The organism is Granulosicoccus antarcticus IMCC3135, from assembly GCF_002215215.1.
Lineage (GTDB): Bacteria > Pseudomonadota > Gammaproteobacteria > Granulosicoccales > Granulosicoccaceae > Granulosicoccus > Granulosicoccus antarcticus.
On sequence record NZ_CP018632.1, the window covers coordinates 1,384,980 to 1,411,152 of the forward strand.

Here is a 26,173-nt window from a genome sequence, read left to right on the forward strand (position 1 = left end):
CGGTAGGGAAAATGGGCCAAAGTGTGGGTGGGGGTGAACATTAGCCGGGAAGGGCCAGGCCCAGTCGGGTGTACGCCTCTGGCGGCGCTTCGTTGATGACCATCTGGCGAATCAACTCTGTTTCGAATCTGGCTTCGAGTTCAGGATCGTCCAGAGGATGAAGTTGTGAAGGATCTTCCTGCAGGTCGTAGAGTTGATTGAACATGTCCGAGGGCGGACCTCCCTGACCGGGCGGGCGTTTTGCATCCTTGCGAGCTGGAAGCTTCATTAACGGATAGCCCTTGGTAAATCTGAAATCCCTCACCAGTTCTGCACCGTCGAACTCATTGGCTTGGAAGTAGCTTTTAGTGTGAAGTGGCAGGAGAGTGTATTCGTACAGTTCCTGATCGAAGAAATCCGTCGGGTAGCGGAAGTAGGAATACTTGCCATCCGTGATGTTCGTTGCGGCACCGAATAAACCAAAGAGCACGCTATCATGATGTTTGGCATCCTCCTCCAGAAGTGGCAGGACTGATCTGGCTGTCACAGAGTCCGGCAATTGTGTAACCCCATGCATCTCCAGTAGTGTCGGCATCAGGTCCTGGGTTTGAGTCAGACCCTTTCTTCGCTGGCCGCCTTTTGAAGCATGATCCGGGTGATAGATCATCAAAGGGATATGGCTGATTTCCTGGTAGAAGGGCTGTCTGTTTTTTGCCCACCAGTCGTGCTCTCCCAGCATGATGCCGTGGTCGGTGGTCATTACGATCGCGGTATCTTTCCACAGATCGTGTTCGTCGAAGTAGTCAAGCAACCTGCCGAAGTACTCGTCTACCATGGTCAGCAGGGCAGCATAGTTGGCGCGGATTTCACGAACTTCTTCCGGGGATTCGGTGACTTCTCTATAGCGTGGCCAGTCCAGAATAGGCCCTTCGTAGTCGCTGGCGTACATGTCCTTGAAACGTTGTGGTACCTGAAACGGTTCGTGCGGATCGAAGCACTCCAGCTGAAACAACCAGTCATCGGTATCCTTGTTGGTATCAAGAAAGTCGAACATGCGGGAGAAGCAGCGTGCCAGTGGATAGTCTTCTTCTGATTTGATGTTTTCTCGGTTGAGCATGTTCTGCAGGCGACCACTGAAGGCGCGTACATCCTCGTATTGGTTGGCATGGTAGCGCTGCTTGTAATCCTGCAATGGCGGATTGACGACCGCATTGTAGGTGTCCCATTCCTGACCGCGCAGAAATTCCCAAGTGGTATAACGACTGTGGAAGGTGGAACCACCATCTTCGAAATAGTGATAATGGTCAGTCAGTAGATGCGTATAGACTCCATGGGCTCTGAGGATTTCCGAATAGGACTCATCGTAAGGTTCCAGAGGTCCCCAGCTTCGATGCAGAAAATTGACACGCCCCGTATGTATATCGCGACGGGCAGGCATGCACGGCATGCTGCCGACATAATGGTTGTCGAAGCTGATGGCCTTTTTGGAGAATCGTTTCATGTTCGGGGTGATGACGTCACCTCCGTAGCATTCAAGGGCGTGACGGTTCAGTGAATCGAACAGAATGAACAGTGTTCGCATCGGGCCTCCCGGTTGTTGCTGCCAAGGAAAAGGCAAGGGTTTTAAAAACTGTATAAAATATACCACCAAGTAGAGATAAAGTGATATGAAAATTCATCACTTGAGTCTTATTTTTTTGTAAATCGTTAATTAAACAGCAAAAACAATAAGATAAAGTTCTATATTGCACGCATTTATTTGTATAAAATATACATTAAAATGTAAAATCAGATTCTTTATTATTGAAAAACGCGAAAACAATGATGTCAATGAGCTAAAAAATGGGAGCCATGACAATCAATCGAGACAAGTCGAGGCCGGTAGGTCAGGCTGTCGACCACAATCCGTTGATGGCAGGAAAAGGACGTGCAATCAGACAAGTCAGGCCCAGTGAATGTAAGGCAGCTAGCAGCGCTGGTTCATTCCCGTTATGAGAAGCTGAGTGAGGCAGAGAGGCGTATTGCCGATGTTGTGTCGGATCCAACACATGACATAACAGGTATGGGTGTGGTTGAGTTGGCTTGTCTTGTGGCAGTCAGCCAGCCAACGGTCAACCGTTTCTGTCGCAAGCTCGGTTTCAACGGATTTTCAGATTTCAAACTGGCCTATGCGCAGGATGCCGTCGTGCATTCCCAGGCCATGCATCAGGACATCTCTGCCGGCGACTCGACGCCGGAGGTCATTCAGAAGATCGCCCAGTCTGCGATGGCAGCTTTGTCCGTGCTTAGCGCAAATCTTGATCCGGCCCAGATTGATGCTGCTGCTCGATTGTTGGTGAAAAGCCGTCGTATCGAGTGCTATGCGCCAGGAGGTGCACGGGTGGTGGCTGTGGAGGCTCAGAACAAGTTCTATCGCCTGGGTATACCCTGTGTGCAATCGGATGATGCATTTACTCAGCTCATTTCAGCTGGCATGCTTCAGGAAAATGATGCCTTGTTTCTGATCTCGTTCAACGGACGGGCCAGGCAATTGGTGGAAGTAGCAAACATTGCCCGTGAAGCTGGTGTCTCCATTGTCGCATTGACGGCCTCAGGGTCGCCACTGTCCGAGTTGGCAACCGTCACTATTGCAGTCAGCGTGACCGAGGATTTTGTCTCATACGCACCCATGTCGACTTGTGTCGCATTCATGACGGCTGTGGATATTCTGGCTATGTGTACATCGATGCTGCAACCTGCCGAGGTTCAGGAGCGACATGCACGGGGCAAGCTGGCGGCGCAGCAATTGGCTTTGCCCGGCGCAGGGCAGGGTGAGTGATTTTTCCCACGTTCATCAGCTCCTCGATCCAGGCCAGGTGCGGTATGGTGTGCCGGATTCATAGCCTGGTTTTTTTCGTTCGTTTGCGATATTGATTGTCGAATAATCTAGAATTAAAAGACAGGGCAAAGGGGTGGACAAATGGATGACGAACGGTATGTGCTGAAGGCCTTGGAAATAGCAGAATTCGAGGGCACGGCGAAAACACATTTCCTGAACCCTGAGGCGCAGAGAAGCAACAAATCACTGGGTGATCTGACCGGTCTGAGTGGTATCGGCTTCCATCTGATTGAAGTGCAACCCGGTCAACAGTCCACCGAATATCATGTGCATCATCACGAAGATGAATGCACCTATATCTTGTCTGGCAGTGCACTGGTGACGGTGGGTGAGGAAACTCATGAAGTCGGGGCTGGAGACTTCATCGGTTATCGAGCGGGTGGCCTGGCCCACACCATGCTGGCCACAGGCGATGAACCACTAGTCTGTATCGTGGTGGGGTCTCGCCTGAAGCACGATGTTGGCGATTACCCTCGATTGGGAAAGCGAATCTATCGTCAAGCAGGCTTACCGTGGAATCTGGTCGATCACGATGCCATCGTGACACCCGATGCAGGAGCCAAGTAGAGCGGCTCCCGCCCAGAGTTTCGTATGGTTTCAGGCCTGAATATTCATCGAACGATCATGACTGACAGATCGGTATGGGTAGCAAGATTTGAAGCATGCGATCTGAACAGGTAATCGCGAAAGCCGGGTACATGAGAGGCCATCACCACAAGATCAGCGCCGATTTCATGTACGGCTTCGTTGAGTTTTTTCTCCAGATCGATAGCAATGTCATGGCTTACCGACGAATGTGTTTCGAAAGTGACACCCGTTCTGGCCGATTGAGTTTTTGCGTATTCAACGAGCTTATCTGCAAATTCTTTGGGGTTGTGCGCTGACGAACCAGGCATGTTGCTCGTGACGCCGACGAGTGTCAGAGAAGCGCCATAGAGCTTGGCAAGATCGGCGGCAGTATCGATGGCTCTGATCTGTTTATCCGCATGTGCCAGGTCGAAAGGTACTGCAATAGTCTTGAACATATCTTGTTGCCTGCCTTGGAATTCTCTACCACTATGAGCACGAGTGATAAGTGGGTCAAGCTGGCGCGTTAGATTCAGAAGGCTTAATGACATAGATCAACTCGCACAGAGAAAGAGTGGTGGTTTGACTCTACAACTCTACGACTCTACCGCTCTGGCATCCCGTAATAGCTCATCCACATCCAGTGCCGCTTCCAGTCCATCAGCCAGATTATCCAGCTCTCGTTCGACGGTTGACTCATAGTTCAGTGAACCTGCAGAGCCTGCCTTCAGATTATTCAACCACCAGGCCCGGAAGTCATCATTGCCGAAAACACCGTGCAGGTAGGTGCCTTCAATTTGCCCATCCGGGCTGGTTGCACCATCGGGCTTGCCATTCAGGATCGTCATGGGGGAGCGGGTTGCTTCACCTTCGGTGGCACCCACATGAATCTCGTAGCCAGATAGTACGGATTGACTGCGAGGGCAGTGCCCATTGACCTGGCGGGTCTGCTTTTGTGGGTACATGGTTGTGACGATATCCAGCAAGCCTAGTGCTGGCGCGGAACCCGGCGCACCGTCCACACCATCAGGATCGTGAATGTATTTGCCCAACAACTGATAGCCACCACAAACACCGGTGACTTTGCCACCCGTTCGGGCGAAGGCAATGATGTCGTGATCCCAACCTTGTGCCTGCAAAAAAGCCAGATCTCCCATCGCAGACTTGGTGCCCGGGATGATGATGGCGTCGATATCTCGCGGAATGGGCTTGCCGGGTGGGACAAAGCCCAGTTCTACATTGGGCTCCAGACGTAAGGGGTCCATGTCGTCGAAATTGGCGATGCGTGAGAGCATGGGCACGGCGATGCGGATCATGGCATCGGATCCGGATCTTTGGCTGCGCTGCGTGCCTTGTTCCAGAATGACCGCATCTTCCTGCGGCAGTTTCAGTGCGGGAGGCAACCACGGAATCACGCCGCGGCATGGCCATTGTGTCAGCTCCTCGATAACCTTGACTCCGTCCACGAACAGGGCGGGATCACCTCGAAAGCGATTGATGATGAAGCTGCATATCCGGTCGGCATCGCTGCTGCTGATAACCGCCTTGGTGCCGACTATGGAGGCAATTACACCACCTCGATCAATATCACCAATCAGACAGACGGGCACCTGCATACGCTGTGCAAAACCCATATTGGCTATGTCGCGTTCGCGCAAATTGACTTCCGCAGCACTGCCAGCGCCTTCCACCAGAATCAGATCGTATTGCTGCGTCAATCGGGTGAAACTATCAGTCACAGCCTGCATCAGGTGCTGTCGCCGATCGTTCATGTAATGGCTGGCCGAGCAGGTGTCCAGGACCTTTCCATGGACAACAACCTGAGCGGTGCTGTCGCTTTGCGGCTTCAGCAGGACGGGGTTGAAATCCACCTCGGGCTGGAGGCCGCAAGCTCTGGCCTGCAGAGCCTGCGCACGGCCAATTTCACCACCGTCACTACAGGCTGCAGCATTATTTGACATGTTCTGAGGCTTGAACGGCGCAACCCGAATACCGCGTCGCCTGGCCAATCTGCATAGCCCGGCAACGACGGTGGACTTACCGACATCGGAGCCGGTGCCCTGAAACATCAATGCACGAGCGCTCACGACGAATTACGAGGTCTGAATGTCGATGATCGCACCGCGATGTTGTACGACCTGACTGGCGCAGTCATGTCCGGCACGTGCAGCCTCCATCGGACTGGCACCTGCAAGTAATTGCGCAAGGTAACCGCCGTTGAAACTGTCGCCGGCTGCGGTGCTGTCGACAACGTTGCTCACTTGTGTAAACGAGGGAGTGTTGTCTGGATCACCCAGGTCCAGAGGACCCTTGGCACCACGCTTCAATGCACCTTTGTGCAGTCCATATTGCTGCAGTCGGGCCAGAGCAGCCTCTTCGGAGGCGTCATTGAAAAGCTCCATTTCATCATCGACTGAGGGCAGGGCGATGTCACACTGACGCCAGGCATCTGCAATGTATTTTTGTGCTTCTGCCTGTGATGCCCAGAGTCTTGGGCGATAGTTGGAATCGAATGCCACCTGCTTGCCCGGCATGGCGCGGAAACGCTCCAGGTGCGACAGAAAACGCATCCTGGCCGGCACCGGCAATATGGCTAGTGTGATGGCGGAATAGTACAACACGTCAAATTCAGCCAGAACGTCGAATGAAGGGCCCACAGATTCGTCGAACATCAGCCGCGCTGCAGCCTGGTCACGCCAGTAGGTAAAACTGCGTTCACCATGAGCATCGGTATTGATGGCATAGAGTCCCGGTACACGCCCGGATGTGCGAGGAATGTGATTGACATCCAGGTTTTCACTGGCGATGCGTTCGGCAATCTGTTCTGAAAAACTATCGGTACCCAGAACCGTCAGATAGGCCACATCGTGACTGCTGACGGTGCGTTTCAGGTAGACCGCCGTATTGAAGGTGTCGCCGGCGACGCCCAGGCGGGCATCCTGGCTGCCACCTTGCAGTGACAGTTCGATCATGACTTCCCCGATGCAGGCTATTTTCATGATCGTGCACTCGGGTAGCGTTGCTGGGTCGTCTTTTTCAGAGAAATTGAAGAATGTTCCTGATATGCAAGGAACGGATTGCTGGAGTTTGCACAGTCAATATTTGCCATGGTCTGCCGTTGCTGAGAGCGAGTGGAGAGGGGCGGGTTTGCATCTGATCGTGCCCCTGCATGATAGGAACGTCACTCATTATAAAGCGAGTCAGCTCTGTGTATGGCAGTTGTTTGTTCTTGTCTACTTGAGTCCTACATGAAAAAAGAACCGATTCGCCCGGAATTGGAATATTTCAGGGCAAATCGGCCAGATTAATTCAAGTCGTATCGACTTATTCGCCTGTCCAGATTTTCAGATAGGCGGCTTTGTAACCATTGTCCGGATCAAAGCGATTTTCTGGTCCGCCATCAAACTCGATGTTCTCGGTGGTGACCACATGCAGCGGTGATACATAGCCCGACCAAGGCTCGCCGGCCAGTGCCCGGTTCATCTCGTCGACCAGCTGCCAGCCCTGCAGGGTCAAGGGTTCAGCGACCGTGACCTGCTGGTACTGTTTGCTGCGAATGCGCTGATAGGAGGACTCAGATCCGTCTCCGGCAGAAACATTGACCGGTGCGCCGTCACCCTTGAGGCCTGCCGCCGCTAGAGAAGGGCCCATGAAATCGAAATACAGATCGTTGATGGCCAGTGAGTGTGTCCACTTTGCGCCATATCGTTGCAACAAGGAGGTGGTCAGCTGAGGCATGCGCTGTGAAGTCTCTGCAATGGGCGTATCGACATATTCCAGAACGGTACCGCCCAGCTCTTCGATCACAGCCTTCATCTTGTCGGCCTTGTCGATAGCAATCTGATAGGTGGAATCGGTGAAAATGATGACGCCCGGTTTGCCATCTGCGTCGGCGAAGGCCCATTTGGCCGCAGCTTCAGATACTTGCATAGGATCAGTGGTGACGTTGGCGAAGATGCCGACATCATCCATGGGGCCGATAGCGGCACCTGCGTGCCATGAAACCAGGGGGATGCCCGCTTCGGCTGCGGCCTGCATGCCTTGCGCTTGTTCCTTGGAGTCAAAGCCATTGAGGATGATGCCGTCAGGCTTCAGTGCCAGAGCTTGTCCCATGGCCGAGGTGCGACCGGATATGGTACCTGCGCCATCCAGTACACGAACGGTCCAGCCAATATGCTCGGCCGCCTCCTCCATGCCTGTGGTTGCTCCCAGAATGCCACCATTTTTCAAATCACCTGCCAGAACCACGATGGTCTTGTCCGGCAGTGCTGCGGGGCCGCTGGTTGGGCCATCCCAGGTATCGACCTTGACCGCGTACTTGTTGACGAATTCCATGGCCTCACTCATCGAGTCGGCCTGTACGGAGCCAGACAGAGCGGTGCATATCAGTGCGCTACTCAGGGCGGTGGTTTTCAGTAGGGAATACTTCATGGTTTTTGTTCTCCTTCCGTTTTTGTGTGGTGGGTCGTGCGTGGTGAATTTAGTTGGTGGTGGGGTTTTGTGTCACGTCGTCAGCCTCTGTCGGGCTTGTATTACGAGGTGTTTTGACAATGCCGCCGCGCTTGCGTTGTGCATAGCCTGCGATGCCAATGGCAACCAGCAAGGTGACGCCATTGAACATGGGCTCGACCCAGAAAGACCCACCAAACTGCTGGATGCCGGATATACCGACAGCTAGAATGATGACGCCGATCAAGGTGCCCCAGACGTTGACACGTCCTGGTTTGATGGTCGTGGAACCGAGAAAGGCGCCTACCAAAGCCGGTAGCAAATACTCAAGACCGACGCTGGCTTGCCCGATGCGAAGTTTGCTGGCCAGTAGAATGCCTGCCAGAGCCGTCAGAGTGCCGGAGGCGATGAAAGCACCCATGACGTAGCGAGGCACTGGAATACCATTCAATGAGGCGGCGGTGGGGTTGGCGCCGATGGCGTACATATAACGACCAATAGGCAGGTATTCGAGTACCAGCCAGAGCACGATGGCAATAACCAGCACGTAATAGCCGGTGATTGGCAGACCCATGAAAAACGTTGAATTCAGTGCATAGAAACCATCGGGTAGCATTGCCACCATCTGACGTCCGCCGGTGTGCCACAAAGCCAGTGCGTACAGAACCGTGCCCGTGCCCAGAGTTGCAATAAAGCTGTCAATACGCGCAACTTCTACCAGCAGCCCGTTGAGCAATCCAGAGAATGCACCCAGAGCCAGCACGATCACACAGGCTACCGGCCATGGCAGTCCCAGTGTTTGCAGGCTGATGGCAAGAATATGCCACAACACGATGCCGTAACCGACGGTCAGATCGATCTTGCCCGTCACCATGGGGATGGTGGCGGCCAGGGACAGAATGGCGATGATGGCTTTGTCCGATACGATGGAACGCAGGTTCAGTAGTGTCGGAAAGGTGTCTGGCAGCAGCACGGTAAACAGCAGAATCAGCAATACGGTCAATATCACCAATCCGTACACCGGAGCCAGGCGTGCCAGTCGAGCGAACAACGACATACCCTTCAATTCATCGCGAGTGGGTTCTAGTGCGCTTGCCTTTATGGAGTTCATGCTTGTGCCTGATAGTTGCTGGCCGAAGCAAACTGCACGAGTGCTTCAGTGGTCAATTGGATGCCTTGCAGTTCCTTTATACAAAGGCCGCGATTGAAGACGATGGCGCGATTGCAGATGGTGGCCACCTCTTCGAAGTCGGTTGAGATGACGATAACGGGTACTCCACTGACCACCATTTCGTTCAACAAGGTGTAGATCTCGGCCTTGGCACCCACATCGACGCCTGCCGTCGGGTCCTCCGCAATGAGAACGCGGTTGTTCGTTGTTAACCAGCGTCCGACAATGACTTTCTGTTGATTGCCGCCCGAAAGTGCATCGATCGGCAATTCCGGATCGTTAGGTCGTAAACCGACATCGACCCCGGCTTCCAGAGCATGTTTGTGTTCACGGCGGCGGGACATGAACGAAAACAGACCGCGACCCAGAGCACCAGGATTCAGGTACAGGTTCTCGCGAATACTCATGGCTGTTGCAACCGATTCAACCACACGGTCCCGCGGGATCAGACCGATGCCTTGTCGCATGGCCTCTTGCGGGGAGGTGGGTTTGAAAGTCTGGTTGTCGAGTATGATTTCACCCTCAAACTCGACGGTGCCGAACAGGCAGCGACCGATATCTTCCTGACCGGCACCACGCAAACCAACAAGCCCCAGAACCTCGCCGTTGTTGACATCCAGTGAGATGGGCCCGGTATTCTCGGTACACAGATTGCGGATTGAGAGCAGAGGGGTTCGATCAGTCGGTGCGAGTTTGTCAAAGGTTTTAGGTTTGCTGCCAACGATCAGGTCAACCAGTTCTTCCGGGGAAGTATGAGCAACCGCCCGTACACCGACGGTTTCTCCATCACGCAATACAACGACCCGGTCAGACAGCTGAAACACTTCATCCAGGCGATGTGAGACGTAAATCATGCCGACGCCGTCATCACGAAGTCGTCGCAATACCTCAAAAAGGGTCTCGACATCGGCAGCCGGCAGGCTGGCCGTCGGTTCATCGAGCACCAGAAAGTCGCAGTCCACCGCCAGTGCACGTGCGATGGCAACCAGTGATTTTTCGGCTCTTGTCAGCCGGCTGACGCGCATGCTGGGGGCGAAATTACAGCCGACTCGCATGAGCGCTTCTCTGGTTTTTTGCTCACAGGCTTTCCAGTCGATCAGACCAGCCCTGCGTTGATAGCCTTGTGCCATTGCCATGTTCTCGGCAATGCTCATCCATTCGATCAAACCAAGATCCTGATGGATGAAGGCGACGGCCTGGCGCACCTGAGTACTGCCAGGGGTGTGCCGGTAGGGGATTCTGTCGATGGCCACGGTACCACTATCTGGTGTGTGGATACCGCCGAGAATTTTGATGAGCGTGGACTTGCCCGCACCGTTTTCCCCCAGCAAAGCGACTATCTCACCGCGGTCCACGTTCATCGTGACCTCGTTCAGAGCTTGCGTACCGCCAAAGCTCTTGGTGATCTTGTGGAAAAACAGCCCGTTTGGCAAAACCGGGGCCTGAGGATTTACATCCATGTCGCCGCTGCCTGTGTGAGTATTGAGAGAATTATTTTCAACGCACGAAATTCCAGTTGCGTTATCGGTAACGTTACGCGCAGAATAAGACTTCAAGGTAAACCGTGTCAATGACAGAAAGCGGCTCTGGATCGAAAAAAAAAGTAGTATCACTGACTGAAATTGCGCAGGAGGCCAACGTGTCCCGCATGACGGCTTCGCGTGTCTTGCGTGGTGCCGATGGGTACTCTGAAGCCACCAAAGACAAAGTGCTCGCTGTTGCCAAGCGTCTGGGTTATGTACCCAATCGCATCGCTGCGGCCCTGGGCTCCGACCGGGCTACCAGCCTGGTTGCCATTGCCTTGCCGACACTGAGTCGTGAGTTGTATAGCCAGATTCTGGAAGGACTGGAAGGCAAGCTGACCTCAATGGGGTATCAGCCGATCGTCGGTGTTGTTGGCTATGACGATGAGGCGGAGTACCACTGGCTGAATTCGGCTCTGGCCTGGCGTCCTTGTGGTTTGGTGATTGCTGGACGGGTACGCAGCAATGCCAATCGTACGCTATTGAAAAGCCTGAGCATTCCGGTCATGGAGATCTGGAATCTGTCGACACAGTCAAAGAAACCACTACGCTCTGACCCCATGCGTGTGGGACTGGATCACCATGCTGCTGGCTTGCAGATGGGGCAATACCTGAGCAATCGTTATCGAGGTCAGGCAGGCTATATCGGAGTCAAGGTCAATGACTGGGCATTGGGGGTCGACCGGATGCAAGGATTCGAAGAAGGCTATGGGCAGCCATTACAGAGTTTGCTTTTGAATGACAGCTCATCATTCTATGCTGGCTACTACGGTACCGAACAGCTGCTATCGGCTAATCCATCGGTGCGCGTTTTATATTACCTGGATGACAATATGGCGGTTGGCGGTTTGATGTTCTGTCAACAGAAAGGCATCAAGATACCGGGAGAAATTGCCGTTGCCGGTTTTGGCGGTCTGGATGTCGGTTCGATACTACCGGCGCGTCTGACCACCACTAGCGTCCGTCGCTTGAAAGTGGGCAAGCTGGCGGCAGAAAACCTCATCAAGAGGGTCAACAATGAACCTGTATCTCTGGTAGATGACGTTGGTTTTGAATTGTTGAAGGGCGAAACAGCCTGATTTGAAAATCCTTCAGACCGCACCAGCGACAACGATTGGGAGTCTGGAGCGGGCACGTGCCGTCAGCAGATGTGCCATCAGGCCCAGAGTGTAGAGACCAATGACCGTTATGAGCATGCCTTTCACACCGGCAAGGCTCAATACGCTCAATAACAAGGGCGTGCCGATGAGGTTACCGGAATTTCCAGCCTGCGCTATGCCTCCGTTGGCAAGGGCTTGATTGCTCGGGTCCGAGTTCAACTGTGGAACGGCTGCAAAACTTGCCCCTTGTACGAGCCCCATGGACCCCATGAGTGCGATGGCCATCCAGGGCTGCGTTGGCAAGAAGAGAAAAAAGCTGGCCATGACGATAGCGATACCAAAACCCAGAGAGATAACCTTTACCGCCGGTATGAAGCGTAGCAAGGTGACACCCAGCGTCATGGACACGACGATGGCTGCCATTGGCATGCTGCCAGCGACCACCGATCGATGTTCGGCAGGTAGCAGAGTTGGCAGAATGCTCATCAGCGCTACAAAGGTTGCTCCGTAGAACAGCCAGCCTAATGCCGGTGCGGCGATGAACGGCGAGGTATAGACGTCACGATGACGTCGGGCAATGTCAGTGATATTCGGCAAGCGTCGGCTGCCTGCTTGCCGAGTGGATTTCACTGATTCTGCCGGTAGCAGCACGGCTAGTGCAATTCCCACCAGCGCCATGAATATTCCATGTGCCATGAACAGAGCGCCGGTACCGTAGGTACTGACCAAAGGTATGCCTAGCCAGGCTGTCAGAGCAAAGGCGACGCTAAAGAAGGTTCCCCACAGGGACATACTCAGGCCTCGGAAACGAGGCAGACTCAGTGTTCCGATCAGCGTTGGAGCTGCGACAACAATGATCAGATGCGATACACCTTCCAGGATTCTTGATGCCATGATTACCGTGAAAGAAGGCATGATCGACTGGAACACAGATACGCAGGAACCGAGCAGCAGAGCTGCAATCAGCATCCGCTGAGCACCGATGCTATTCAGTGCAGTAGCCGCAATCAGACCGAACAGAATTCCCACCAGGCTGATGATTGATAGCAGAAAGCCGATAGCGGCCCCATGGCCAGGGTAGATAACCGATAGCTCAGGTAGAAAGACAGCGATTTTGGAGAACTGTCCGCCCGCCCCCAGACCAGCCATCCACAGTAGTATTACTAGAACGGGTAGCTTGGTGGGTACTTGAGTCATGAAAATCCAGGAAAAGGTTGAGCTTGCCAGCGCGCTATTGGCTGGCAGTCGGGGTATTCATCGCAGACAGGACAGTCTGGTGGGCAGGGCAGGCTGCTGCCCAGCCGTTAGCTAGTGGGTCGCGTGCGTTGAATGCACACGGTTGCGAGTCAAGACATGTGTAACCTTACCCTGTAGCTGCGCCAGGCCAAGACTGTCAGCGGAATGTGTATTAAGGGGGTGGTTCATGCCAGCCAGGGTGCTTTTATCAAAATTTTGTTCGATTGGAAGCTCTGGTGAAAGCAGAAAGAAATCAGCTTGCTCACCTGTGCTCAGGCCCGACGATGTACTACCATCGAGAATGCGGCGTGGAGCGTCTCCCAGCTTGTCAAAAACCTGTTTCAAGGGGAGCTGCAATATTTCAGGTAGTTGCATGATCAATGGAATGGCCCACTGATACGCTGCCAGGCCTGCTTCTGTTGAAGGAAATGGAGCCAGGCTTGCATCCAGATCGTGCGGAGCGTGATCGGTGCAAATCGCGTCGATAACACCATTGCAGACACCCTGACGCAATGCCTCTCGGTCATTCTGGCTTCGAAAGGGGACGGCGCTATGAAATGATGAGTCGTAACCGGCCAGGTGTTCATCGATGAAAAATAAATGATGCAGGCCAACATCGCAGGTCACTGGCAGAGCTTGTTGCTTGGCGGTTGCAATCATTTCCACCGCACGTGCCGAGCTGATGCGTGAAATATGCAGACGACAGCCGGTTTCTCTGCACAGCTCCAGCATCTGAGCCAGTGCAACGGTTTCGGCAGCTACCGGTATGCCCGGTAATCCCAGACGGGTGGCGATGGCGCCGGTATGGGCGCAACCACCTGCGCCAAGCAAAGCGTCGCGGGCACACAGAAATAACGGCATATTGAACGATGCGGCATATTCCATGGCACTGAACAGAACCGTGGGGCTGCCAATCGGGTGATCGGCCTGACCTGCAACAGGGCAGCCTGCTGCCTGCAAGGTTGCCAGCTCGCTGAGCTGCTCACCCTGCAAGCCCATGGTCAAAGCTGCCATGGGGAGAACTTGCGCACCGTGACCTGCTTCGGCCCGATGGCGCACTAGCTCGACGGTTGCCACGTTATCAATGGCCGGATTTGTATCCGGTGCACACAGCACACGGGTGAAGCCTGCGCTCAGTGCTGCTTTGGTCTCATGGGCAATGGAGCCTTTGCGGGTGAAGCCGGGTTCGCGCAGTCGAGCGTATAGATCCGTCATACCCGAGACGGCAAGCTGGCCGGCGGCATCAATGATCATGGCAGCCGAGTCGGCCTCTGATTCCAGTGGAGCGCCCGATGCGGGGACCACGGACTCGATAATACCGTCCTGCACTATCAGCGTGGAGAGGTGTTTTTCTCCGACAAGTTGCGCGTCACGAATGATGACTCTATTGCTTGATACGCTCATGTCACGGCCTCCGAGTGGCGCAGGCTTTCGGCGTTACCCGTCACTATCGACATGACGGCCATGCGCACGGCAATGCCGTAGGTGACTTGTTCCAGGATGACCGATTGCGAGCCATCGGCAACGCTGCCGGCGATTTCCACGCCTCGATTGGTTGGGCCTGGGTGCATGACAAGTGCGTCCGGTTTGGCCAGAGCCAGGCGCTCTGGCGATAAACCATAGGTTCGATAGAACTCACTGCTGCTGGGAACAGTGGCGTTGAGCATGCGTTCTTTTTGCAGGCGTAGTCCCATGACCACGTCAGCTCCCACCAGGGCCTTTTCCAGAGATGAATAAACTGTCACGCCGAGTGACTCTACCTCGGCCGGAATCAGTGTGCGAGGTCCAACGACGCGAATTTCGCCGGCACCGAGCTTCACCAGCGCCGATATATCCGAACGAGCCACACGAGAGTGGCGAATGTCGCCAATGATCACGATGCATAAATTGGCAAAATCACCCTTGTGGCGCCGGATGGTGAACATATCGAGCATGCCCTGGGTCGGATGGGAATGCTGGCCATCGCCACCGTTGATGATATTGATATTGGGGGATACATGTCGGGCAATGAAATGAGCTGCTCCCGAATCCCCGTGGCGCACTACGAACATATCGCACTGCAATGCCTCGAGTACATGCAGGGTGTCCAGCAGTGATTCGCCTTTGGTGGTCGAGGAGGTCACCAGATCGACATTCAGAATGTCGGCACTCAGTCGCTTGGCAGCCAGTTCGAAAGCGGTCCGGGTGCGTGTGCTGTTCTCGAAGAAGAGGTTGGCGACGGTCTTGCCGCGTAACAAGGGGACCTTTTTTACACTCCGGTCGCCGACGCCGGCAAAGCCTTCTGCTGTATCCAGAATTTGCGTGAGTAGCGCTTTGTCCAGACCGTCGATATCGATGAAATGATGCAATTGGCCCAGTGCGTTGAACTGAGGATCCGGCAGGCTCATGCTTTGCGACCTATGTTGACTTGCATTTTGCCGGCATCCAGGTCTATGTACTGATCAGCCTCTATGTCCACGCTATGTCCGACCACATCTGCGCGAACAGGTAGCTCATGACCCGTGCGCTGCACCAGCACTGCCAGTGAAATTCTCGCCGGTCGACCGTAATCGAAGATTTCGTTCATGGCGGCTCTGACTGTTCGTCCGGTGCCCAGGACATCATCGATCAAAATGATATGCCGGTTGTCGATATCGAAAGGAACCTGAGAAGGGCCGACTACTGGATGCAGGCCCATGGAGCTGAAGTCATCGCGATAAAAGGCAATGTTGAGCTCACCGAGAGTTTGATTGATGGGTACGCCAGCCAGACTGAGCTTTTCGTGCAGGTAGCGACCGACATCAACTCCACCGCGTCTGATACCGATCAAGGCCGCAGAATCATCATTGCCGATGAGCTCGGCTAGTGGCTGCACCATGCTGTCCAGCCAGTTTGTGACTGTTGCAGTGTCATACAGTGTATCGGGCGATGCTGTCACGGACTTACTCTCTCAAGCTGAACCAGGACTCGAGTATAAGGGCGGCAGCTACCATATCGATATCTTCGTGGTCTGATTTGCGCTTTCTCTGACCACTTTGGCGTTGTTCTCTGATCACATCCTGTGCAGCATTCGAGCTGAATCGCTCATCAGTCTTGTGAACCGGTATCGAATAGCGTTTTTTCAGATTCTTGATGAAGCCACCGACATGAGGGGTGATGGCCTGTTCGAGGCCCTCTTCTGTCAATGGCCAACCGACAATCAGGTCGGTCGGCTGCCATTCCTGAAGCAGTTCATTGATGGCGTTCCAGTCTGGCGTGCCGTTGATATTTTGCACAACCTCCAGAGGGCGAGCCCGTTGCAGCTGAGTCTCACCGACAGCCACTCCGATTCGTTTGCTTCCGTAGTCGAATGCCAGGCAAGTGCCTGATGTTGTCGGTGCGTCAGGCACGCCCTGAGTGTCCCACTATTTGTCCAATGTCGATCCCCAGCAAGTGACCCACAGCTTTGCGACGATCAGCCAGCGGGGTGTGGAAAATGGTCTGGATATCGGCAGGGGAGGTTAGCCAGGAATTTTCCGCAATTTCCATTTCAAGCTGTCCGGGAACCCAGCCTGCGTGCCCCAGCAGTGTCAGATGCGTTTCTGGCGGCTCGCTGTTGGCCAGTGCCTCAAGCACATCGCGAGAGCTTGACAGAGCAACGCCCCCGGGAAACTCGCGAGTGATGTCAAAGCGAGGGCCAGGCATGTGCAGAACCATGCCGTGGCCTTCATCGACAGGACCTCCACGCAGAACACTCTGCTCATTGATCATGGGGTCTTCGCAGGGGATCGACATTTGCGAGAATACGCCGCCCAGATTCATCCCCAGTTCCTGATTGATGATGACGCCATAGGCGCCATTATCACCATGTTCGAGAATGTAAACGACTGAATCCCGGAAATCCGTATCCTGCATTTGAGGCATGGACAGCAGGAAGTGATGCGTCAGGTTCATTAGCTGGGTGAAGCCTCGGTTGAAGAAATCAGTAGCTGCGAACAGAGCTGCTTTCGAATTCCCAGGTTCTTATGATGTAAAGAATATCGGTTTCTTCGGCCAGCTTACCTGTCATGGGCTCGAAGGGGGCCGCCAGTTCCACGGTACGTACTGCTGCATCGTCCAGCAGTTTATGACCGGAAGATTCATCAACCTTGACGCTTTCAATTTCACCGTTCTTGTAGATTCCTACAATCAGGATCAAGGCCCCGGTCAGTTTATCGCGGCGCGCGGCATCGGGGTAGTTCAGGTTGCCAACACGCTCTACTTGCTTGACCCATTTGTGCATATAACTGGCGGCCGCCGATTCCGTGGTACGAGCATTGATGGTTTTTATCTTCGGACGTTTGGCAAATTCCTGCTGCTGTTTTTCTATCTCAGCTGCCAGTCGTGCGATATCCATGTTCTGCTCGACAACCACAGAATTCTCCTCGGCATCGACTTTTTCGTTGCTGTCGGTGGTCTGTTCAGTCTCGGTGCTGGTCTCTGAAAATACGGCTGTAACCACATCCTCGGCGCTCTCTTCGCTGGGCTTGGGAGCACTTTTCAACACCGGTGTTGCAGCCAAACCGTCAGAGTCGACGTCAAGCTGGCTGGCGAACGGTGACGATGGACGAGTGTCGCTCTCGGTGTCGCCACCGCCATCTTGAGAAAACTGAGCAAGGTAGGATGCCTCGTCAGGTTTATCACTGTTTGACTGTTCTACCAGGATGACTTCCAGAGCCGGCGGGGTACGCATTTCCTCCATGAATGGATGAAAACTGATACCCAGCAGTACGATGGCATGCACAGCTGCTGCCACGAACAAGGCAATGGTCAGGACATCAGGTTGATGCCTGGTAACAGGAACTGCATATTCGCTCATGAATGATTCATTGCCGCCTCCACGGCGTCAAGGTAGGTATCAGCTATTCCCGGAACATAGCCATTCGTGCTGGCTACATCAATAGAAGCTTCCTTATGCATGAATGCGTCCAGTTCTCGCACACAGGTAGGACTGGTTACGTTGACTTCCGTCAGATAGCTGCCAATGACATCCAGACCGACAAAAAGCAAACCCCGTTCCAACAGGTAAGGCGCTACGGCGTCAACAATCCGACGTTCCTTGTCACCAATGGCAACGGGAACACCTCGGCCGCCGGCGGCAAGGTTACCGCGTGTTTCACCTTGGGCTGGAATACGAGCCAGTGCGTAGGGAACCGCCTTGCCATTGACCACCAGCACACGCTTGTCCCCATCCTTGATTTCCGGCACATAGCGCTGTGCCATGATCTGGCGCGTGTCGTTCAGGGTGGAGTGCTCAAGGATGATATTGATGTTCGGATCATCTGGTCGCAGGCGAAAGATGCCGGCGCCGCCCATGCCGTCCAGTGGTTTGATGATGGCATCGCCATGGTGAGTGATGAAGGCCTTCAATCGCTCGGAGCTGGTAGTAACCAGTGTCGGTGGGCAAAACTCGCTGAACCAGGAGGTGTAGAGTTTTTCGTTGACATCACGCAGTGAGTTGGGCCGGTTACTGACATAAACGCCTTCAACAGCGGCTCTTTCCAGGATATAGGTGGTGTAAATGAAATCCATGTCGAAGGGGGGATCCTTGCGCATCAGGATGATGTCATGCTCGGACATGGGGGCATCGACCGGATCTTCGGCATCGAACCAGTGCTGATTGTCATCGTAGACCGTTACCTTGCGACGTCGTGAAAAAGCACGTCCCTGGTCAAGGTACATATCCTTCTGATCGATGCTGTGAACAGTCCAGCCTCTGGCTTGCGCCGCCAGCATCATGGCTAACGTCGTGTCCTTGTAAGGCGTAATCGATTCGATCGGGTCCATGACGACCCCAAGGGTAAGGCTCATATGCAGATTTCAACTCTGGATTCTGGATAGGTGAAGTATCGCATGGGGAATGGGTGTGCGGGTTTATCGTCTGTACGTGTGACGCTACGGTGCTGAATCGGATACTCTTGAATAGTACACAGCAGCGCCTGCGAGAGCGTCACCATGAAACATCCGGACGATGGGCACAGCGCCGTTACGACGGCTGACAACAATGCGAACGTTACCGTGCTTCTGGTCGATGACAGCAAGACTATTCGTCGCTCGGCCCGTAGTTTCCTCGAATCCGAGGGTTATATGGTCTTCACAGCGGTGGATGGATTTGAAGCACTGGCCAAGGTGGTCGAGCATCGGCCTTCAGTGGTTTTTGTCGACATCATGATGCCTCGACTTGACGGTTATCAGACTTGTGCGCTTATCAAGAATAATGCAGATTTTCGAAACATTCCGGTCATCATGCTCTCCAGCAAGGATGGTCTGTTTGACAAGGCGCGCGCCAGAGTGGTCGGTAGTGACGCTCATTTGTCCAAACCGTTCACCTCTCGCAGCCTGACTGATGCAGTGCGCTGGTACGCTTCAGGCTCCATATCCTCCAGCAAGGGGGCCAATCCTGCGCCAGAGAATACGGTGCAGCCTTCTGAAACGAGCGACGTCTGATTCAACGTGGCATCTCAACACCTGTTATTTGAAGCCAGCGGATTGACACTGGCAGCCCCGGGCGATCTGATCAAGGCGATTCACGAATCCCTGCAAGTGCGGACCGTGGCTGGAACCCAAAGCTGGTTTCGAGGCCTGGCGGTCGCCCATGGCAAACTGTTGCCTGTCACCGACTTGGGAGCATTTGCAGGACGCAGATCCTCGACTGGCCGGACGCTGGAATTATCCGATGCGACGGGAATAGCCGCGTTACAGATTGATACGGTCTACGGGCTTAGCAATGTCCCGGTCTCTGATGTACCGTTGAACGATAGTGAGTTATCAGGTGTCAATGGCAGCAACCTGGCACTTACTGATCGTGCCATCGTCTTCGAAAATAGAATCCACCGATTGCTGGATGTGGCTGCACTGGTGCAATCTCCGGCCTTTCTGAACATTGCGGAAACTACTCACTGATGTCTGCTGTTACTTACTCTTCTCGCGAAAGGAAACTATCAGTCCCTTTTGTTTTGTTGATGCTAACTGTGCTGGCGCTTCTGGTTTCATTGATGGGACTGGCACGTACATCCGCGCTTGCCAGCGAGCGTATGGACCAGTTGCAAGTGGCGTGGGCGGCCGTGCAGGATGGTTCCGTGGAAGGGACCGAACTGGTGGTTACTGATCGACTGATGCGTCGACTGCGCTTGCCGGTGCCAGCCATGCGCAATGCCGCCTACTGGAGTCTGGGACTGACCTTGCTGAGTATGGTTCTTTTCGCCTGGTTCATTGCTTCGCGGCGTAGTGCCGATGACATGATGATAGCGGCAGAAGAGGGGCGAGAGCAGTCAGAGAAAGCGGCCATCCTGAAATTACTGGACGAGATTGCCCCATTGGCCAGCGGCGATCTAAGGGTCCGAGCGACGGTGGGAGATACGCTCACCGGCTCGGTGGCTGATAGTTTCAATTTTGCGCTCAGCGAATTGCGATGGCTGGTGGGCACCATGGATCATTCGGTATTGCAGATTAACGATGCGATAGAACGCTCTCTGAATACCGCTGAATCGGTCACTCGTGCCTGCAGCGAGCAATCCGGCGAAATACATCGCTCGTCCAATCAACTGGTTTCGATGAATGGGGCTCTGGCCGAAGTCACTGCCGATGCGACAGCTGCCTGTTCCAGCGCGCAGGCATCCGTTGAACAAGTGGAGCGAGGCCTGCATGCGCTGTCAATCAGCTTCAATCGCATGGCTATCATTCGGAATGAAGCGGAATCGACGACCCGGCTCATGAGTCGTATGACTGACAATGTATCCGCTATCGAAGAGCGAGTCTCTGTTGTTCAGGAGGTTGCCAAGCGTACCGATCTGCTGGCCTTGAATGCCACTATCAAAGCCTCTGCCAGTACGAATACCCAATCTGCTTCCGATGCCACTGCTGATCTGGGGCGTTTGTCCGCCGAAGTTGCGCAACTGGCAGAAGTGCTGGGTCAAGCCACTCGCGACATCTCTACATTGGCAGGTACCATTTCGCGGGATGCAACGGACACAGTCAAGTCAATGCATCGTTCCTCCGTCGAGCTGGATGAAGGGGGGACTCAGATCCAGAAAGCCGGGGAGGTTTTGAATATCATTCGTCAGAATTCCGACTCCTTGCGACAGCGTGTCGTTGCCATGGCAGACAAGAGCGCAGCGCAGACCGGTATCGTACGACAATTGTCTGAGAACATGGATGTCATCAATCACATCACTCGGCAGACTAGCGATGCCGTAACCGGCAATGCCGATTCTCTGGGTGAGCTTGCGGACTTGTCAGCTGAGCTTAAGCAGAGTCTGTCGGATTTCAATCTGCCACCTCGACCGTCACGTGAAGGCAGTCGAGACATGACGGCCGATGCATCCAGCCAGGCGCGCAAGGCTGCGGACCGGGCTGCGATTCATGGATGATTCCGGTGATAACGACTGCGTTGAAAACGTAGCCTCTGTACCGGATTTTACGCACGAAGCACTAGCTCATCTGCAAGTGCAGAGTGATGACTTTGCGCGGCATGTAGAGAGCTTTCTGGAAGCTCCGGAAGAGGCCGGCCGGCAGGTGCTGTGTGAGGACCTGCTGCGTTTTCGAAATACACTGGTTTTGCTTGAAAAGAATGCCGCTGTTTTTGTTGCCGAAGAACTGCTGACGTTATTACAGGCAGATCAGCAGGGCGAGCTGAACAGTCAGGCGGAGTTGGCGCGAGTGCTGCTGTTAGCCACTGATCAACTAAGTGAGCATGTTGCTCTGTTACAACAAGACCCGACGGTTGACAGTGCCTTGCCACTGTTGCCGTTGGTCAACGACAGCCGCGCCTGTCGAGGTGAAACCCTGCTGTCCGATATGCTTGTGTTGGCAGCTGGTATCGAATTGCCGGAGGCCCGTATTGCCTCCCTCGGTGAAAATTCCATCGATAGCGAAGCTGACCGGGAATGGGCAAAGCAGCGACAGAGCTGGAACGATCGCGCTAGTCTGGCGCATCCCAGATTGGCGCAACGATTGCTGAATTGGTGGTCAGGAGATAACCAGGATGCGCAGCGGTTACTGAAGCTTAAAGCCGTTGCCGCAGAACTTGATTCACTCGCAGGCTTCTGTCGCTCGAACAATTATCTGGATACTCTTCTGCCCCTGTTCCAGGCAAGCTCACTGGTAGCCCGAGCAATCGGGGTAGGCGAACTGATTGATGGGCCGGCCTTGCGTAGCCTGTATGCACAGCTGGAACGATGCGTTCGTCGAAGTCTGCGAGCCGCGGCACCGGATGATCTACTGCCGGGTGATCTATTGCGTAACTACCTTTACTATCTGGCGCAGATTGAATCCGATGATGCAGTGGCACTTGGTCTGCGACGACGCTTTCGTCTCGACAGAATCCGACAGGCAGCACGTGCCAATGAATTGTGTAACACGCCGACGATCGGTGTTGGCTACCATCTGTCTCGCGCCATTCGTAACAGCATTTCGGCAGAGACTGAAACTTTGCGTGTCTGGCTGGAAAATTCGATAGGCGAATCATCGAAAAACCAGCCACGATTGATTCGACTGCGTGTGCGCCTGAGGCAGCTCGAACCCGTACTGACTCTGATGGGGGCTCCCGAGGCATTGGCCTGTATACAAGGCATCAATGCTGATCTGTGCAAGCTGGACGGGAATCGTTCGGGAAGCTCAGGTGCTCAACTGACCAGTACCTCTGCCGGTTCTTGCACGTCGGATGATCAGGATCTTCAGGATTCTGATTCTTTCGAACAGATACGTCAGCGCTTGGCCGAGTCTTTGTTATTACTGGATGTACTGCTTGATAAAAATGCCAGGCGCAGCGTTCTGCGCAGTGCGACACCAGCGCTGCCGGTAACTGTTCAGGGTGAGGCAGTGTTCGTCGATATGGCGATTGATGCATGCTTGCGAGAGGCCAGAGCGGTATTGCAGGAGGTGTCTGAAACATTAGAAATACATCTGCCGGCGGGGGCGTTTTCGACCGGTCGATGTCATGCCCTCACTCAGAAAATCATCTCTGTTGACCAGGCTCTGCAGATTCTGCCCTTGCCGGAAGTCACGCCATTGTTACGTGGGCTTGGTGACCTGCTGACTCATTTGCAATTGCAGGACAGACAGAAGTCTTCGCAGTCGAGCGCTGACAATCGGATGGTGATGCCGATCCATGAAGAGATTGCAACTCTGCTGGTATCGCTCGATTATTATCTGGGATGCGTGCTGCAACCCCAGGCCTCAGCGAGCCAGTTGCTCATCGATGCTGAGGATGCATTGATGAATGCCCGCAATCTGCTTGACGGCAAATCGGCGAATGATGAGACCCGTGTGTCTGAAGGGCAGACTGAGGATGTGGTGGCACGGCTGTTGCCGTTATGGGATGCCATCGGTGCGGCATTGTCCCGCTATAAAGGAAGTGCCAATGCCGCCTCGCTGGTCGCTATTGGTCAATCTCTGAAATCGTTCAACGATGCTGCCGTTCATGGGGCATCTCCGGCGATCGAGTTACTGGCTGCCTCGGCCACTCGATGGTTTCAGTATTTGCAAGGTATTACAGATGAATTGAACGCAGAGCAGCTGACGCTGCTGGATGAGGTGCATGGTGTGATCCCGCAATTGATTGATCAGTGGTTGAGTCATACAGAAGATGTGCGAGGGCTTGATGAACTGCTGGACAAACTCGAGGATCTTGAGACAACCCTTGGCTTGCATGAAACCGGTGGGTTGACACTCACTATCGATGATGACCTGCTGCCAGACCCGTTGGATGACTCGGTTCGGCTGGCATTGGACAACACGCTCCAGCATGTTTTTCATTACGAGTGTCTGGGACATCTGGAAGAGCTGGAATCCTCCATCCGATCGGCCTTGCAGCCTAGTGCCGGCATCACACAGCGATTGCCCACCGAGCAAATGTTGCGCTCATTACATACTCTGGCTGGCAGTGCACAGGCTGTAGATGCACCCTATATCGCGGCCATCGTTCAACCTTTGCAGCGTGCCGCCCTGGCACGCCAACGCGAAGGGTCTTCGTTCGACGCTCCAGAAGCCCGTTACATAGGCGAACTGCTCGCAGCCTTGCGAGCTCGTCTGAACAGTCTGGCTACCGGGGAATCCGTGGAGCCGGAAGTGGAAGCCGTCGAGGCGCGCCTTTCCGCTTTTGTGGCTCGTATCATTCCAGGAAGCGATGCTGCCGACAGCGGGTTGGGGTTAGCGTCAAATGTTCGATCACTGGATGATGTCTTCGGCGAGGAAGCTGGTGACCTGCTGGACCGATTGCGGCTGATTGTACATAGCGAGGTACACGGGCCCGGTGAAATTCGATCAGCACTGGCTCTGCTGCATACCCTCAAGGGCAGTGCTCGCATGGCTGGACGCGTCACTATTGCAGAGCATGCGCATGTTCTGGAAAGCGAGCTGAAGAAGTTGCATGAAGCCCCGGCGCTGACGGCTGCGCTGAAAGCAGGGTACGCAACGCTGCGTGGTCTGACTACGCAGGCATCCGCGCAGCTCAGCGTGACTGGTTCTGGTGGCGAAGCTGCTGTTGCGGGCAACTATCAATCGGATTCCTTGCTTGTCAGTGATTCTGCTTTCGAGGGATTGTTGGATCTGGCGACCGATGTCACCGTTAATCAGGCTCGATTGAGCGATGCTCTGGAACGCATGCGTGAGGTCTATCATGATATGGAAACGACTTCTCATCGCTGGCGTGCTCTACCAGAGTCCGAACACCAGGAGCATTCACCTGCGGTGGCTGAGATGTTCGCGGATCTGCAGGCCGCTTGTCTGGTCATGCGTGACGCACTCAACCAGGCGGAACGCGAGCAACCGCAAGCGTCACGTGCCGCTGCCAGCTTGCAACAGACGCTGATTCGTACGCGGCTGGTTCGAGTCGACGAGGCTCGAGAGCGATTGTCGCAGGCGGTTCAGGATGCGCTTGAAATGACTCATTGCCAGGCGCAGGTCATTATTGAAGGCGGTGAAGTGACGCTTGATCGAGGCCTCTTCAGGAAATTGCTGGCATCCCTGGAGCATCTGGCGCGCAATGCTATCGTGCATGGAATCGAGACGGAGAGCGAAAGAGGCAGAGCGGGCAAGTCTCTGACGGGCACAATCAGGCTGTCAGCAAGTATCGATGGTACCGATTTGGTGCTGGATTTCAGTGATGATGGGCGCGGTATCAACCGACAAGAGCTGAACAAGCTGCTCGCGGCAAGTGCAGAGCCTCTGGTTGAAACCCATGAAGATCTGCAGGCAACCTTGTTCCGATCCGGGTTTAGCAGCATCAAATTTCCAACGGCGCTAGCGGGCCATGGTTTAGGGTTATCTGCCGTACAGGCCGTTGTGGAGCAATTAGGAGGGCAAGTGCAGCTGGCGTCGCGGCTGGGTGAGGGCACACGAATAAGTCTGCGTATTCCGCAGCGCATGGTCGTCAATCAAGTGGTCGTGGTGGAGTGCGAGGGGGCGTTGTTTGCCATTCCCGTTAGCCAGGTGGAAGCCGTACGTATGGCCGGGGCTACCGTAGAAACACCGCCGAAACATCGCCTTGTGGCTCTAGCGCAACTATTGAGCCGCCAGGTGTTAAGTGATGCGTCGCTGAAATCTCCTTCAAAAGCCGCTGTACTGGTGAGTGTCAGCGGCCAGGAACTGGCGCTTGAAATAGACAGAGTCATCGGTTATCGCGAACTGGTCACACAGGCTCTCGGGCCGCAGCTGGCCACATTGCATCAGTACTCGGGAGGCAGCATCCTGTCAGATGGGCGTCAAGTGCTCATTCTTGATCTGAACAGTGTCGTGGAGGCGCTGGGGCGTGATCAGAGGCTGACGGTGAAGCCTGCTCGCGAGTCGCTGCGCCCGGTTGCGCTGGTAGTCGACGATTCACTGACCATGCGCACCGCGGCGGCAAGGGTTCTGCAGCGCTGCGGCATCGCAGTCAGGCAAAGCCGCAATGGTGTAGAGGCAATGGAGAGCATGGCGACGGCCATTCCGAATCTCATCATTCTGGACATGGAGATGCCACAGCTGGATGGATATGGCTTTCTCAAGAGAATCCTTGAAGAATATGCCCAGGCTTGCCCACCGGTCATAGTGATAAGTAGTCGTGATAAACGTGCGGATCAGTTGCGGATGGAAAAACTCGGCATCGTGCGATTTTTGTCCAAACCCTATAGCGAATCGCAACTGCAAGCGGCTGTCGAGGCTGCAGGATTACGTCTGGCGGATCTCACTATCGCCTGAAAGCTCTTGGTTTGAAACATCAAAGCTCAACTTGAGCTTGCATTTGGTCGTTACAAGAGTAGGATTGGGAAATAAATCCCAACTTCCACTTGAGAGA

Annotated in this window: 22 protein-coding genes; 7 read left to right on the forward strand and 15 right to left on the reverse strand. The window is 54.3% G+C overall.

Annotation, left to right across the window (positions count from 1 at the left end; genetic code table 11):
• Positions 1 to 40: 40 nt before the first annotated feature.
• Positions 41 to 1,561, reverse strand: a complete 1,521-nt coding sequence (locus IMCC3135_RS05935) for a sulfatase-like hydrolase/transferase (RefSeq protein WP_088916768.1) — start codon at positions 1,559 to 1,561, stop codon at positions 41 to 43.
• A 345-nt stretch (positions 1,562 to 1,906) separates the two neighbouring features.
• On the opposite strand from IMCC3135_RS05935, the gene IMCC3135_RS05940 reads away from it, so the two are divergent.
• Both IMCC3135_RS05940 and IMCC3135_RS05945 read left to right on the forward strand, forming a co-directional pair.
• Entirely contained in the window at positions 1,907 to 2,797 is an 891-nt protein-coding gene (locus IMCC3135_RS05940) for a MurR/RpiR family transcriptional regulator (protein WP_088916769.1), read from the forward strand.
• A gap of 141 nt (positions 2,798 to 2,938) precedes the next feature.
• Entirely contained in the window at positions 2,939 to 3,424 is a 486-nt protein-coding gene (locus IMCC3135_RS05945) for a cupin domain-containing protein (protein ID WP_088916770.1), read from the forward strand.
• 44 nt (positions 3,425 to 3,468) lie between these two features.
• Here the strand turns inward: IMCC3135_RS05945 and IMCC3135_RS05950 are convergent, their stop codons facing one another.
• From IMCC3135_RS05950 to IMCC3135_RS05975, 6 genes are all read right to left on the reverse strand, one after another.
• The gene (locus tag IMCC3135_RS05950) at positions 3,469 to 3,882 is read right to left on the reverse strand and encodes a universal stress protein (protein ID WP_088916771.1); all 414 of its coding nucleotides are present in this window, start codon (positions 3,880 to 3,882) and stop codon (positions 3,469 to 3,471) included.
• 138 nt (positions 3,883 to 4,020) lie between these two features.
• Complete coding sequence (locus IMCC3135_RS05955; RefSeq protein WP_236994751.1) at positions 4,021 to 5,511, reverse strand: cobyric acid synthase; 1,491 nt, start codon at positions 5,509 to 5,511, stop codon at positions 4,021 to 4,023.
• Between the two features lie 6 nt (positions 5,512 to 5,517).
• The gene (locus tag IMCC3135_RS05960; RefSeq protein WP_205737927.1) at positions 5,518 to 6,423 is read right to left on the reverse strand and encodes a sugar kinase; all 906 of its coding nucleotides are present in this window, start codon (positions 6,421 to 6,423) and stop codon (positions 5,518 to 5,520) included.
• A 325-nt stretch (positions 6,424 to 6,748) separates the two neighbouring features.
• A complete protein-coding gene (locus IMCC3135_RS05965; RefSeq protein ID WP_088916774.1) occupies positions 6,749 to 7,855 on the reverse strand; it encodes an ABC transporter substrate-binding protein in 1,107 nt (368 codons plus the stop codon).
• 49 nt (positions 7,856 to 7,904) lie between these two features.
• Positions 7,905 to 8,984 (reverse strand): ABC transporter permease, encoded by a 1,080-nt coding sequence (locus tag IMCC3135_RS05970; RefSeq protein ID WP_088916775.1) that lies wholly within the window; start codon positions 8,982 to 8,984, stop codon positions 7,905 to 7,907.
• Entirely contained in the window at positions 8,981 to 10,504 is a 1,524-nt protein-coding gene (locus IMCC3135_RS05975; RefSeq protein WP_088916776.1) for a sugar ABC transporter ATP-binding protein, read from the reverse strand. Before IMCC3135_RS05975 ends, IMCC3135_RS05970 begins: the two co-directional genes overlap by 4 nt.
• A gap of 110 nt (positions 10,505 to 10,614) precedes the next feature.
• Between IMCC3135_RS05975 and IMCC3135_RS05980 the strand changes: the two genes are divergently transcribed.
• Positions 10,615 to 11,646 (forward strand): LacI family DNA-binding transcriptional regulator, encoded by a 1,032-nt coding sequence (locus IMCC3135_RS05980; protein ID WP_088916777.1) that lies wholly within the window; start codon positions 10,615 to 10,617, stop codon positions 11,644 to 11,646.
• 12 nt (positions 11,647 to 11,658) lie between these two features.
• Here IMCC3135_RS05980 and IMCC3135_RS05985 read toward each other — a convergent pair whose 3' ends face one another.
• The 8 genes from IMCC3135_RS05985 to gshB all read right to left on the reverse strand — a co-directional run bounded on the left by IMCC3135_RS05985 (position 11,659) and on the right by gshB (position 18,711).
• Complete coding sequence (locus IMCC3135_RS05985) at positions 11,659 to 12,864, reverse strand: MFS transporter (protein WP_088916778.1); 1,206 nt, start codon at positions 12,862 to 12,864, stop codon at positions 11,659 to 11,661.
• A 111-nt stretch (positions 12,865 to 12,975) separates the two neighbouring features.
• Positions 12,976 to 14,307, reverse strand: coding sequence for a dihydroorotase (locus IMCC3135_RS05990; protein WP_088916779.1), 1,332 nt, complete (start codon positions 14,305 to 14,307; stop codon positions 12,976 to 12,978).
• The gene (locus IMCC3135_RS05995; RefSeq protein ID WP_088916780.1) at positions 14,304 to 15,290 is read right to left on the reverse strand and encodes an aspartate carbamoyltransferase catalytic subunit; all 987 of its coding nucleotides are present in this window, start codon (positions 15,288 to 15,290) and stop codon (positions 14,304 to 14,306) included. The genes IMCC3135_RS05990 and IMCC3135_RS05995 overlap by 4 nt, the downstream gene beginning before the upstream one ends.
• Positions 15,287 to 15,760: a bifunctional pyr operon transcriptional regulator/uracil phosphoribosyltransferase PyrR gene (gene pyrR, locus IMCC3135_RS06000; RefSeq protein ID WP_088921702.1), complete on the reverse strand. Its 474-nt coding sequence runs from the start codon at positions 15,758 to 15,760 to the stop codon at positions 15,287 to 15,289. The genes IMCC3135_RS05995 and pyrR overlap by 4 nt, the downstream gene beginning before the upstream one ends.
• A gap of 64 nt (positions 15,761 to 15,824) precedes the next feature.
• On the reverse strand, positions 15,825 to 16,271 hold the full coding sequence (gene ruvX / locus IMCC3135_RS06005; RefSeq protein ID WP_088916781.1) for a Holliday junction resolvase RuvX: 447 nt from the start codon (positions 16,269 to 16,271) through the stop codon (positions 15,825 to 15,827).
• The gene (locus IMCC3135_RS06010; RefSeq protein WP_088916782.1) at positions 16,264 to 16,815 is read right to left on the reverse strand and encodes a YqgE/AlgH family protein; all 552 of its coding nucleotides are present in this window, start codon (positions 16,813 to 16,815) and stop codon (positions 16,264 to 16,266) included. The genes ruvX and IMCC3135_RS06010 overlap by 8 nt, the downstream gene beginning before the upstream one ends.
• Positions 16,816 to 16,843: 28 nt before the next feature.
• Complete coding sequence (locus IMCC3135_RS06015; protein WP_088916783.1) at positions 16,844 to 17,719, reverse strand: energy transducer TonB; 876 nt, start codon at positions 17,717 to 17,719, stop codon at positions 16,844 to 16,846.
• Positions 17,716 to 18,711: a glutathione synthase gene (gshB, locus tag IMCC3135_RS06020; RefSeq protein ID WP_088916784.1), complete on the reverse strand. Its 996-nt coding sequence runs from the start codon at positions 18,709 to 18,711 to the stop codon at positions 17,716 to 17,718. The genes IMCC3135_RS06015 and gshB overlap by 4 nt, the downstream gene beginning before the upstream one ends.
• Before the next feature lie 144 nt (positions 18,712 to 18,855).
• Here gshB and IMCC3135_RS06025 point away from each other — a divergent pair, with 144 nt between their 5' ends.
• From IMCC3135_RS06025 to IMCC3135_RS06040, 4 genes are read left to right on the forward strand one after another with little or no spacing between them, the layout of a single operon-like run.
• A complete protein-coding gene (locus IMCC3135_RS06025) occupies positions 18,856 to 19,347 on the forward strand; it encodes a response regulator (protein WP_088916785.1) in 492 nt (163 codons plus the stop codon).
• A 6-nt stretch (positions 19,348 to 19,353) separates the two neighbouring features.
• Entirely contained in the window at positions 19,354 to 19,803 is a 450-nt protein-coding gene (locus IMCC3135_RS06030) for a chemotaxis protein CheW (RefSeq protein WP_088916786.1), read from the forward strand.
• 59 nt (positions 19,804 to 19,862) lie between these two features.
• Positions 19,863 to 21,269, forward strand: coding sequence for a methyl-accepting chemotaxis protein (locus IMCC3135_RS06035; protein ID WP_236994810.1), 1,407 nt, complete (start codon positions 19,863 to 19,865; stop codon positions 21,267 to 21,269).
• A complete protein-coding gene (locus IMCC3135_RS06040; RefSeq protein ID WP_169727415.1) occupies positions 21,262 to 26,076 on the forward strand; it encodes an ATP-binding response regulator in 4,815 nt (1,604 codons plus the stop codon). The genes IMCC3135_RS06035 and IMCC3135_RS06040 overlap by 8 nt, the downstream gene beginning before the upstream one ends.
• Positions 26,077 to 26,173 lie beyond the last annotated feature (97 nt).